General features: G+C 72.7%; 9 protein-coding genes. 5 read left to right on the plus strand and 4 right to left on the minus strand.

Annotation, left to right across the window (positions count from 1 at the left end):
- Positions 1–215: 215 nt before the first annotated feature.
- Positions 216–1,094 carry an alpha/beta fold hydrolase gene (locus tag ACWGIU_RS17265; RefSeq protein WP_453706661.1) on the plus strand — a complete coding sequence of 293 codons (879 nt, stop codon included), beginning with the start codon at positions 216–218 and terminating at the stop codon, positions 1,092–1,094.
- A 79-nt stretch (positions 1,095–1,173) separates the two neighbouring features.
- Here the strand turns inward: ACWGIU_RS17265 and ACWGIU_RS17270 are convergent, their stop codons facing one another.
- From ACWGIU_RS17270 to ACWGIU_RS17280, 3 genes are all read right to left on the minus strand, one after another.
- Positions 1,174–2,877, minus strand: coding sequence for a transporter (locus ACWGIU_RS17270; RefSeq protein ID WP_453706663.1), 1,704 nt, complete (start codon positions 2,875–2,877; stop codon positions 1,174–1,176).
- Complete coding sequence (locus tag ACWGIU_RS17275) at positions 2,874–3,716, minus strand: ABC transporter ATP-binding protein (RefSeq protein WP_030732403.1); 843 nt, start codon at positions 3,714–3,716, stop codon at positions 2,874–2,876. The genes ACWGIU_RS17270 and ACWGIU_RS17275 overlap by 4 nt, the downstream gene beginning before the upstream one ends.
- Before the next feature lie 136 nt (positions 3,717–3,852).
- The gene (locus tag ACWGIU_RS17280) at positions 3,853–4,533 is read right to left on the minus strand and encodes a bifunctional DNA primase/polymerase (RefSeq protein WP_453706665.1); all 681 of its coding nucleotides are present in this window, start codon (positions 4,531–4,533) and stop codon (positions 3,853–3,855) included.
- A 222-nt stretch (positions 4,534–4,755) separates the two neighbouring features.
- Between ACWGIU_RS17280 and ACWGIU_RS17285 the strand changes: the two genes are divergently transcribed.
- Both ACWGIU_RS17285 and ACWGIU_RS17290 read left to right on the plus strand, forming a co-directional pair.
- The gene (locus ACWGIU_RS17285) at positions 4,756–6,135 is read left to right on the plus strand and encodes a transcriptional regulator (RefSeq protein WP_453706667.1); all 1,380 of its coding nucleotides are present in this window, start codon (positions 4,756–4,758) and stop codon (positions 6,133–6,135) included.
- A gap of 220 nt (positions 6,136–6,355) precedes the next feature.
- Entirely contained in the window at positions 6,356–7,645 is a 1,290-nt protein-coding gene (locus tag ACWGIU_RS17290; protein ID WP_453706669.1) for a hypothetical protein, read from the plus strand.
- A gap of 30 nt (positions 7,646–7,675) precedes the next feature.
- On the opposite strand, the gene ACWGIU_RS17295 is transcribed toward ACWGIU_RS17290, so the two are convergent.
- Positions 7,676–8,974: an ABC transporter substrate-binding protein gene (locus tag ACWGIU_RS17295; RefSeq protein WP_453706671.1), complete on the minus strand. Its 1,299-nt coding sequence runs from the start codon at positions 8,972–8,974 to the stop codon at positions 7,676–7,678.
- A 196-nt stretch (positions 8,975–9,170) separates the two neighbouring features.
- Here ACWGIU_RS17295 and ACWGIU_RS17300 point away from each other — a divergent pair, with 196 nt between their 5' ends.
- Positions 9,171–9,617, plus strand: coding sequence for an SCO4402 family protein (locus ACWGIU_RS17300; RefSeq protein ID WP_453706673.1), 447 nt, complete (start codon positions 9,171–9,173; stop codon positions 9,615–9,617).
- Positions 9,618–9,631: 14 nt separating this feature from the next.
- Entirely contained in the window at positions 9,632–10,510 is an 879-nt protein-coding gene (gene purU / locus ACWGIU_RS17305) for a formyltetrahydrofolate deformylase (protein ID WP_327735989.1), read from the plus strand.
- The last annotated feature ends 229 nt before the right edge of the window (positions 10,511–10,739 follow it).

The following is a 10,739-nucleotide window of genomic DNA, read 5'->3' on the forward strand; positions in this document are numbered from 1 at the left end:
ATCCTCCCCTGGTGACCTGGAGCCCCGAGCTCTCAAGGTCGTCCCCTTCGGACCGTCTTCCCCGAGCGGCCCGCCTCCCTGTTGAAAGGATCTCCATCGGCAGCGGCGGTCAATCCTTGAGCAAGGTCACTCGAAAGAGCGGTGTTGTGGGCGAGAAACCCGTTTTCGAATACGGGTTCGATAGTCTGGCGGGGAGCGAAGGGGGTGCATCTGCGGTGGTACAGCGCGTCGATGTGACAGGGGCCGAAGGTGTCCGCCTGGCCGCCTGGGAGTTCCGCCGAGCGGAGGCCGAGCCCGACACCCGCCCCGGTGTGCTGTTACTGCACGGCCTGATGGGCCGCGCCTTCCACTGGGCCGGTACCGCCCGCTGGCTCCGCGAGCGCCGCCGCGTCGTGGCCCTGGACCAGCGCGGACACGGCCAGAGCGGCCGCCCGCCCGCCGCCCCTGACGGCACCCCCACCTCCCTGGGCCGTGAGGCCTTCGTGGCCGACGCCGAAGCGGCCGTCGAGCAGCTCGGCCTCGCCCCCGTGACGCTGATCGGTCACTCCATGGGCGCCCTCACCGCCTGGCAGCTCGCGGCCCGCCGCCCCGAGCTGGTCGAAGCCGTGGTCATCTGCGACATGCGCGCCTCCGCCCTGGGCGCGGCCTCCCAGCAGGAATGGGAGGACTGGTTCCACCACTGGCCCCTGCCCTTCCCCACCCAGGACGCGGCCCGCCGCTGGTTCGGAGAGGACGATCCCCGGGTGGAACGCCCCGATCCCGGCCGCGGCGCCTTCTTCGCCGAGGTCATGCACGAGGCCGCGGACGGCTGGCGCCCGGTCTTCTCCCGCCGCCAGATGCTGACGGCCCGCGAGACCTGGGTCCACGACGCCCACTGGGAGGAGCTCGCCCAGGTCCGCTGCCCGACCCTGGTGGTCCGCGGCCTGGACGGTGAACTGGGCCGGGCCGAGGCGCAGGAAATGGTCCGTGTCCTCCCGGCCGGCCAGTACGCGGAAATCCCCGACGCGGGCCACTACCTCCACTACGACCATCCGACGGCCTGGCGTCAAGTCCTGGAACCCTTCCTCGACGGCATCAAGGCCGAGGCCCCCTGACACCACCGCACGGGCGGGCCGGCCTCCCCTCCGCGCGAGACGGGGAAGCCGGCCCGTCCGGCGTGGCCGGCGTCGGGGGTCAGCCCTTGCTGACCGCCCACAGGATCTCCGGAAGCTGCCGCGCCACCGTCGGGGCCGCGAGCCGCAGGCCCGCCCAGGCGGCCAGCGTGCCCCAGGCCATGCCCAGCGGGAGCACGATCCAGGAGATGTCCTGGTGGCCCCCCACCTTGAGCCAGATCGTCAGGACGATCACCGGGGCGGAGATCACCGCCGAGACCAGCAGTCCGGCGAAGATGCCCGCCCAGGCGAGCCCGCCCTGCCCGGGTGCGACGTTCTTGAAGGCGCCGTCCGACGGGATCGAGTACGCGAAGCGGGCCGAGGCCAGTGCGCCCGTGCAGAGCATCGAGCCCAGCAGGGCCAGGGCCAGGCCGGTGGCCGCCGGGAGGGCGGACCAGTCACCGATCACCGCGGCCGTGATGGTGGTGACCAGGACCGTGTACGGGACGGTGACCAGGGCCAGCGCGGCGGCCCGCGCCCGCAGTTCCGTGTACGCGTCGCGCGTGGACGAGATGGTCTGCGCGACCATCCAGAACGCGGAGGTGTCCTGGCCGAACTGGTTGTACATCTGCATGCCGAGCATGCCGGCGCCGAAGCAGCCGAGGTAGACGGATCCGGTGCCCTGGAGGGCGTTGAAGACGGGGATGATCAGGCCGATCGCCAGCGCGGTCACCCAGGACGCCTTGGTCTTCGGATCGCGGACGGCGTAGCGCAGTGTGCGCTGCATGGTCGCGCCCGTCCGGCCGGCGGGCAGCAGGGTCCACAGGCCGCCCGCCCCGCGGTCCTTCATCGGCCGGGCCGCCGTGATGGTCGAGCCGTCCGGGGTGACCATCAGCCGGGTCAGGCTCCGCTCCCAGAACCACAGGAGGCCGGCCACGGCGGCCAGGGTCAGGGCCAGTTGGGCGGCCGCCACCCCGTACGCGCCCTCGCTCGCCGAGTCCACCATGCCGACGGCGGTCGCCGGCGGCAGCCAGCGCACCACGGCCTCCACGGGCTCCAGGGAGGCCAGGCCGCCCGCCTGGAACAGGCTCTGGCTGGCGAAGTTGGCCAGCTGCCCGCCCACGGCGATCAGCAGGCCGCTGAGCACGGCCAGGTCGCGCCCCTTGCGGCTGGTCAGCAGCCGCACGTTGGCCGTGGCCACCGCCCGCGCGAGGGTCACGCACCCGAGCACCAGCAGGGGCGCGGCCACCACGGCCGCCACCGCGCCGGCCGCGCCGCGCGCGACGGCCAGAACGGAGCCGGTGGCCAGGCACAGGGTGAACAGCGGCCCGATGCCGACCAGCGAGGAGGCGAGGAGGGCCCGTACGAGCGGACGCGGGCGCAGCGGCAGCATGACCAGCCGGCTCGGGTCGAGGGTCTCGTCCCCGGTGGGGAAGAACAGCGGCATGAAGGCCCAGCCGAGGGCCAGGACGGCGGCCAGCAGGACGACGACGGTGCCCGCGTGGGCGTTCCCGTGCAGCAGGGCCAGACCGAGCGTCACGAAGAAGCCGACGAACAGGGCGAGGGCCAGCGTCGAGAAGTAGGCGGCCTTGCGCTTCGAGGAGCCCTTCAGGCCGTTGCGCAGCAGCGACAGCTTGAGGCGGACGAAGATCGGGGTCAGCGGGATCGACGCGACGGCCGAGGCCCCGGCGGTTCCGGTGGACCGGGTGGGCCCGGTGGGGGAGGTGGGCACCAGGCCGACCGGGCCGGCGGCGGCGGGGTGGGCGGGGTTGGCGGGCGAGGTCATCGCGATCCCGCCCCGGAGCCGCCGCCGAGCCACTCCAGCGAGTCCCCGGCCGCGTCGCGCCCGTGCGCGCCGACCAGTTCGAGGAAGGCGGCCTGCAGCGAGGGCGCGGAGCCCCGTACGTCGGCCAGCGGGCCCGCGGCGCGGATCCGGCCGGCGGCCATCACGGCGACCCAGTCGCACAGCGACTCGACGAGCTCCATCACGTGGGAGGAGAAGATGACCGTGGCGCCGGAGGCCGTGTAGCGCTCCAGCACTCCGCGGATGGTCTGCGCCGACACCGGGTCGACGCCCTCGAACGGCTCGTCCAGGAAGAGCACTTCGGGGTTGTGCAGCAGGGCGGCCGCCAGACCGATCTTCTTGCGCATACCGGTCGAGTAGTCCACGACCAGCTTGTGCTGCGAGCCCGCGAGGTCGAGGACGTCCAGCAGCTGCGTCGCCCGCTTGTCGGTCTCCTCGCCCGGCAGCCCGCGCAGCCGGCCCATGTAGCCGAGCAGTTCGCGCCCCGACAGCCGCTCGAAGAGCCGCAGCCCCTCGGGCAGTACGCCGATCCGCGCCTTCACCTCGGTGGGGTCCGCCCACACGTCGTGCCCCGCGACGTGGACCCGCCCCATGTCGGGGCGCAGCAGTCCGGTCACCATCGACAGCGTGGTCGTCTTGCCCGCCCCGTTCGGGCCCACCAGACCGATGAACTGCCCGGCGGGCAGCTCCAGATCGATCCCGGCGACGGCCACCTGCTCGCCGAACCGCTTCCACAGACCTTCCACCCGCACGGCGGGCGGCGCGGAGCGCGCGCCACCCGTTCCGTACGTTCCACCCGTCGCATCGCCCTGGTCCGGCATGCGCCTGCCTCTCATCACGTCCCCGTTGGTCGTTCCTTTTTCACCATAGGAGGAGGGGGAGAGGCCTGAGCAGTTACTTATGTCATCAGTTTTCGCCCTGATTTCGCAGGTCCGTCGGGCGTGTTCCGGGGGTCGGTCAGCCCTGGCGGCGCTTGCGCTCCGCCGCGGCCTCGCTGCCGCACGCGTACGCCAGCGCGTCGATCAGCTCCTCCGTGTCCGGCAGCCACCGGTTCGCCGGCGTGGGCCGCCGCGCCCACTGGACCGCGCCCCGGCCGCCGAAGCGGGTGGGCGGCGCCGCCACGTACTCGCCCTCGCCCCGCGCCACCAGGTCGATCGTGGCGGCCGGCCAACCCAGCTTGTGCACCAGGTCGGGCACCTTGACGCCGGCACCCGGGAGGACGAAGAACAGCATCCGGTGGTCAGGGGTCAGGGTGACCGGCCCGAGGGTGCGCTCCATCCGCTCCAGCCGCGCCAGCGCGAGGAATCCGGCCGATTCGGGCACGTCCAGCGCGTCGAACGTCCGCCCCGTGGGCAGCAGGATCGAGGCCTGGGGGTGCTTCGCCCAGATCCGTCGGACCTGCACCGCGCTGCCGGTGGCCTGCGCCGCCCAGTCCTTCACCGCCGGGTGCGCGCCGGGCACCGGGCAGTCCGCGGCTCCGCAGGAGCACAGCTCGCGGCCGTCCCCGGGCTCCAACCAGGTGCCGGCGAAGACATCCCAGTGCCGTTCTTCCGCGTACCGCACGGCATGGTCCAGCAGCTGCTCGCCGCGCTGCTTGGGGATGGGTACGGTCTCCGTGACTCCGATGGTCTCTTCCACGCCCATCACAACTCCTCGGGTCACCCGGGGTTACGGGCGTAAACCAAGGGGCGGGCGGAGCATCGATCCTGCATACGGGGCGCACTGATGCATGCGTGGGGGCGCGTAGGAGGCCGGGGCACCGGAGTTGGGTAGCGACACGACGCAGAGCGGAAGATTCTCCGCACATCAGGCGGGAAGTGATCATTCCAACGGATCACCCGCGGTCAGCAGGGGGTTTTCATGGCAGCCAGGCCTCTCGTCGCCCGCCAGCCGAACGAACGGCTGCAGGCGCTCATCCAGGAAGCCGGGTGCTCCAACGCCGGGCTCGCCCGGCGCGTGAACATGTGCGGGGCCGAGCACGGCCTCGATCTCCGCTACGACAAGACCTCCGTGGCCCGGTGGCTGCGCGGCCAGCAGCCGCGCGGCCGGGCTCCCGGAATCATCGCCGAGGCGCTCGGGCGCAAACTGGGCCGGACCGTCACCATCGACGAGATCGGCATGGCCAACGGGAAGAACCTCGCCTCCGGCGTCGGCCTGCAGTTCTCCCCGACCGTCATCGGCGCCATCGAGCAGGTCTGCGAGCTGTGGCGCAGCGACGTCGGCCGTGGCGACTTCCTCGCCGGCTCCAGCGTCGCCGCCTCCGCGCTCGTGGAGCCGAGCAGGGACTGGCTGATCACCGGGGCCGACACCCAGGTCGCCCGCAGTGGCGGCTCGCGGGTCGGCATGCCGGACGTGGAGGCGGTCCGCGCGACCACCGAGGCCCTCAAGGACCTCGACCACCGCTTCGGCAGCGGGCACGTCCGGCCGGTGGTCGTGCACTACCTCAACTCGGTGGTGTCCGGGCTGATCGGCGGCTCGTACCGGGAGCCCGTCGGGCGGGCCCTGTTCGCGGCGGTGGCCCGGCTGACCGAGCTGGCCGGCTACATGGCGGTGGACACGGGCCAGCCGGGCCTGGCCCAGCGTTACTACATCCAGGCGCTGCGCCTCGCCCAGGCGGCGGGGGACCGGGCGTACGGGGGGTACGTGCTCGCGGCGTCCATGAGCCACCTCGCCGCCGAACTGGGCAACCCGAGGGAGATCGCGCAGCTGGCCAGGGCCGCGCAGGAGGGGACGCGCGGGCAGGTGACCCCGCGGGTCGAGGCCATGTTCTACGCGGCCGAGGCGCGCGGACACGCCCTGCTCGGGGACACCCGGGCGACGGCGGTGCTGTCGGGGCGGGCGGTGAGCGCGCTGGAGCGGGCGGAGCCGGAGTCGGGCGACGACCCGGTGTGGATCCGCCATTTCGACGCGGCGTACCTCGCGGACGAGCTGGCGCACTGCCACCGCGACCTCGGCCAGGCGGACGCGGCGGCCAGGCGGGCGGAGGAGGCCCTGCGGGGCCTCCCGGCGGGCAAGGCGCGCCGCCGGGCCATCGGGCTGCTGCTGCTGGCGGCGGCGCAGGTGCAGCAGCGGGAGGTGGAACAGGCCTGTCTGACGGCGACGCAGGCGGCGGAACTGCTGGAGGGGCTCCGCTCGAACCGGGGCGTGGAGTACCTGGACGACTTCCGGGCCCGGCTGGAGCCGTACCGGGAGGAGGCGGCGGTGCGGGAGTTCGCGGCGCGGCTGGAGGTGACCGCGTAGGCGAGGCCGGAGGACGGCTCTCCGCCCCGGGCCGGCCCCGGACCGGCCCCGGGCGGGCCCCGGACCGGCCCCGGGCGGGCCCCGGACCGGCCCCGGACCCCGTGCCTCGATCGCGGGCGAGGCCGGACGGGGTGCGGGGTGCTCTCACCGTGGTGGTGCGTGACGGGGTAGCGTGACCCGACGGTTCCGTAGGGTCGGGCGAGTCGGAGAAGGAGTCCCGGTGACGCAGAGCGGACAAGGGGGCGCCCCCCAGCCGGGTGCCCCGTGGGTCCCGGACCCGGCGCCCGGGTACCCGGCGTACCCGGAACAGCAGGCGCAGCAGCAGCCGGAGCAGCTGCAGCAGCAGTCGCCGCACGGGGCCGCGTACGGATATCCGCAGGCCTATCCCGCCCCGGAGGCCGCGCCCGGACACGTGGTGGGGCCCGGCTACGAGGGGCCGGGGGATCCCCACGGCTACGGCTATCCGCCTCTGCCCGAGGCGGCGACGCAGTACATCCCGCCGGTCCCGGCGGCCGCGCACAACGAGGCGGCGACCCAGTACATCCCGCCGGTCGCGGCGGCTCCCGGCCACGACGAGGCGGCGACCCAGTACATGCCGCCGGTCCCGGCGGCTCCCGGCCACGACGAGGCGGCGACCCAGTACATCCCGCCGGTCCCCGCCGCCGAAGGGTTCGACGGGCTCTTCCGGGGCGACGACTCCGCCGGGCACACCCAGCACCTGCCGCCCGTCCAGGAGCCGGTGCTGCGTCAGCCGCCGCCGCGCCCTCACCCGCAGCGCCCGCAGCAGCCCCAGTACCAGCAGCCCCACCTCCAGCAGCCGCAGTACCAGCAGCCGCACCCGCAGCAGCAGTACGCACCGCCGCCGCCCCCGGAGACCGGGCGCAAGCTCTCGCCCGCGATCATCGCCGCGGTGGTCATCGGCCTGGCCGTCGTCGGGCTCGGCGTCGGTGCGCTGCTCGCCGACGGCAAGCCGCAGAACAACGACCCGGGCGCGGTCGCCGCCGCCCCGACCGCGAGCGGCGGTCCCGCGGCCCCCGGGGGCGAGGCTCCGGTCGACCCGGCCCGCCCGCAGGCCGTCCAGCTGGACAAGCTCCTCGCCGACAGCAACGACAGCCGGGCCGCGGTGATCAAGGCCGTGGAGGACATCAAGGGCTGCAGCAACCTCGACCAGGCGGCCGCCGACCTGCGCGACGCGGCCCGCCAGCGCGAGGAGCTCATCACCCGTCTCCAGGAGCTGAAGCTGGACCAGCTCCCGGACCACGCGAAGCTGTCCGCGTCCCTGACCAAGGCCTGGCAGTCCTCGGCGGACGCCGACAACAGCTACGCGGCCTGGGCCGACGACGTGGACGACGACAAGTGCAAGGACGGCAAGGCCAAGGCCACCAAGAACGCCTCCGACGGCAACCGGTCGAGCGGCGAGGCGACGAAGGCCAAGGAGTCAGCCGCGACCATGTGGAACGCGATCGCGGGCAAGTACGGCCTCACCAAGCGGGACAAGTCCCAGCTCTGAGGCGGGTCCGGGACCGGGTCGGGGGCCGGGTCAGGCCAGCGGCGGGGCCGTCACCAGGGTCGGGGTCATGTCCAGGGGCCGCTCGCCGGGCTGCGCCACGAGCCGCCCGGACTGCACGATCTGGAAGGTGACCTGGCCGTTGACGATGCGGGGGAAGCCGGCGACGGCGCGCATGTCCTGGTAGCGCCAGCTCAGGTCCGGGGTGAGACCGCCGGTGTTGACCGGCTGCGACTCGTTCAGGGCGCGCTTGACCTTGTAGCCGGTGAGCCGCTCGTCCTCCTTGAAACGCTTGAGGATCTCGCTGAGCACGGTGTACGCGATCCAGGTGGTCTGCGCCCCGCTGTCGTCGGGATCGACGGTGTCGTCGCCGAAGGCGAAGTCGGAGACCACCTTCCGCATGGGCTCCCAGAGCGGATCGGCGGCCACCGGGTACCAGCTGGTCAGGTACGCGCCCTCGAAGGGGCTCTCCTTGCCGCCCGTGCGGTCCACCAGGGACTGGCTGACGCTGCCCAGGACGGAGGAGATCTGCGGCTTCCTGCGCTGGGCGTCGGTCCGGCGGAAGGCGTCGAAGAAGGTCTCGGTGCGCTCGCCGAGGACGGCGGTCACGCAGCCCTTCTCCTTTTCCTTCTCCTTGCCGGTGCCGCTGGTGTGCGCGAGGGCCTCGCGGGCCTGCGGCCCGAAGTCGGCGGAGTCCTCGGCGGCCCGGATGTCGGAGGCGTCCGCCATCTTGTTGGCCCGCAGTCCGGCGTTGAGCAGGACCGGCAGGGCGTCGCCCGTGAGGGTGTCGGGGCGGACCAGGGCGACCTGGTTGCATGCGCGGCCCAGCTGGTGGCCGGCGCCGGCGATGAGGACGGGCTGGCCGCCGTTGACCGGGTAGGACAGCGGGGACTGGAACTCCTCGGAGGAGACTCCGTAGCCGCCGATGAAGGGGATGCCCTCCGCCTCCAGCGGTGCCATGAAGGCGCGGCCGTGCTGACTGTAGGAGCCGACGACGGCGATGGCCTTCTCGGCGACGGCCTTGCGGGCGCAGTCGGCGGCGCCGGAGGCCGTGTTCTTCTCGTTGCACGTCAGTACGCGCAGCTTGCGGCCGTTGATCCCGCCCTTGGAGTTCACCCAGCGCTCGTACGCCTTGGCCATGCCGGTCATTCCGGGCATGTTGGTCGCTTTGGTGCTTTCCGGTGCGAAGGTCAGGACGGTGACGGTGCCCCCGGAGCCCCCCGAGCCCCCCGGCCCCCCGGACAGTGCCCCGCACCCGGCGAGGAGGCATGTACCCATCGCCGTGGCCACGAGGGTGCGGGAGAGGGATACGGCGCGTCGCGAGTTGGTCATGTCCATGCACCATTCCGCCCCGCCGGTAACTGTCGAGTGAGATGGACACAACATCGGGTGACGTCCAGGTGAATTACGGGGGCGCCGTCCCCCGTAGGCGCCTCAAGATCGCGCTGACCAGGAACGTACGATCGAAAGCGTGACATTCGCCCAAGGTTCGAAGAACCCTTCCCGACGCGGTGGCCGCTCCTCCACCATGGGCGGCATGCCCCTCAACGACATGCCCTGGTGGCGCTGGCGCAGCAACGTGCGCTCGGCGCTGCACATGCTCTCCGATCCGGTCTTCCACGAGGACACCTGGCTGGCCGGCGACGAGGCGTACGGCGACATCACCGACGCCGTGTACCGGCTCGTCGAGGACACCTGGCTCGACAGCTGGTCCGCCGAGAAGTACGTCGGCACGATCTTCCGCGACTCGCAGGAGGCTGCCGTCGTCGACCTCGCCGTGCTGCGGGTGCTCCGCATCCTCCACCAGATCGGCCCCGACGCCCCCGTCTCCGCCTACCTGGAGCACCACGCGTGGCCCGAGGCGGTACGTGCCGCGCGCGAGGCCCACGTACGGCTGGCGGAAGCCGATGGGGACGACCCCGACGTGCGACCCACATCGCTCGATGCGCTGAAGATCCTCACCCGCGCGGTGTGAAAGGCTGTGCGGTCATGAGCGACCCGCACACCGAGGCCCAGGCCCAGCCCCAGTACGTCCTGACCATGTCCTGCCCCGACAAGCAGGGCATCGTGCATGCCGTGTCGAGTTACCTCTTCATGACCGGATGCAACATCGTGGACAGCCAGCAGTTCGGAGACCGGGAGACCGGGCTCTTCTTCATGCGGGTGCACTTCGAGGCCGAGCCCCCGGTGACGGTCGAGAAGCTGCGCGCCAGCTTCGCCGCGATCGGCGACTCTTTCAAGATGGACTGGCAGATCCACCGCTCCGAGGAGCGCATGCGGATCATCCTCATGGTGTCCAAGTTCGGCCACTGCCTGAACGACCTGCTGTTCCGTACGAGCATCGGCGCCCTGCCGGTCGAGATCGCGGCGGTGGTCTCCAACCACACCGACTTCGCCGAACTGGTCGGCTCCTACGACATCCCGTTCGTGCACATCCCCGTCACGAAGGACACGAAGGCGGAGGCGGAGGCACAGCTGCTGGAGCTGGTGCGCGCCGAGAACGTCGACCTGGTCGTCCTGGCGCGCTACATGCAGGTGCTGTCCGACAAGCTGTGCACCGAACTGAGCGGGCGGATCATCAACATCCATCACTCGTTCCTGCCGAGCTTCAAGGGCGCGAAGCCGTATCACCAGGCGCACGCGCGAGGCGTGAAGCTGATCGGCGCGACCGCGCACTACGTGACGGCGAACCTCGACGAGGGGCCGATCATCGAGCAGGAGGTCGAGCGGGTGGGCCACGAGGTGACGCCGGACCAGCTGGTGGCGATCGGCCGGGACGTGGAGTGCCAGGCGCTCGCGCGGGCGGTGAAGTGGCACAGCGAGCACCGCGTGCTGCTGAACGGCGCCCGGACGGTCGTCTTCGCGTAGCGAACACAGCCCCGTCGGCGTTCGAGGCGCGGGATCCGGGGGCAGCGCCCCGGCAGCCGGCCCGCACGGGCCCACCGCGCCTCACACCGTATGTGGCCCCTGCGGCCCAGCGTCCCGGGGCGCGGCCCCCGCCCCCCCGCCGCACCCGCCCGCGCGGCCCGCCGGGCCGGGCGCCCCGCCGGCGGTACGCGGCGGGGGCGTCCACGCCACACTAGCCCCCGAAGGCCGC

The organism is Streptomyces sp. NPDC054840 (assembly GCF_053611065.1).

Bases quoted from the DNA above. Each gene is read 5' to 3' on its own strand.
- ACWGIU_RS17270 (WP_453706663.1), bottom strand. From the start codon at position 2,877: ATGACCTCGCCCGCCAACCCCGCCCACCCCGCCGCCGCCGGCCCGGTC.
- ACWGIU_RS17275 (WP_030732403.1), bottom strand. From the start codon at position 3,716: ATGCCGGACCAGGGCGATGCGACGGGTGGAACGTACGGAACGGGTGGC.
- ACWGIU_RS17285 (WP_453706667.1), top strand. From the start codon at position 4,756: ATGGCAGCCAGGCCTCTCGTCGCCCGCCAGCCGAACGAACGGCTGCAG.
- ACWGIU_RS17295 (WP_453706671.1), bottom strand. From the start codon at position 8,974: ATGACCAACTCGCGACGCGCCGTATCCCTCTCCCGCACCCTCGTGGCC.
- ACWGIU_RS17300 (WP_453706673.1), top strand. From the start codon at position 9,171: ATGGGCGGCATGCCCCTCAACGACATGCCCTGGTGGCGCTGGCGCAGC.
- purU (WP_327735989.1), top strand. From the start codon at position 9,632: ATGAGCGACCCGCACACCGAGGCCCAGGCCCAGCCCCAGTACGTCCTG.